The organism is Tamlana crocina, assembly GCF_012037625.1.
On the sequence record NZ_JAAVJS010000559.1, the window covers coordinates 1 to 346 of the forward strand.

General features: G+C 42.8%; 1 pseudogene. It reads right to left on the bottom strand.

The features are described from left to right. A pseudogene (locus HC176_RS18035) lies at positions 1–278 on the bottom strand (tetratricopeptide repeat protein); the annotation flags it as partial. Between the last annotated feature and the right edge of the window lie 68 nt (positions 279–346).

Here is a 346-nt window from a genome sequence, read left to right on the forward strand (position 1 = left end):
TTCCCGGCCAGGATCAAATAATCAATTTTACCGGTCATTTCAAATAATTGAGATTGTGAACCAGCGAGTTGTACCAGGTACGGGAACTGCTGAGGATCCTTCTCCAGCTTCGCCTGCCAGAATACAAGGTCTTGTTTCAGGACTTCTAAAGCGGGATCTGCATCTGCCTCAAGATAAATTTCATAATCATCTTTGTGTGTCACCTGTTCAGGAGTTTGCTGACAGCTAAAAAGGGTGAAAGAGATAAGTGCTGTAAATAAAAACGATTTATTGAACATGATCGAGTGGTTTTAGTGGTTAACGTGGGTTTGAAGTTAAAAATAGGAGCACGCCGGGGAACGTGCTC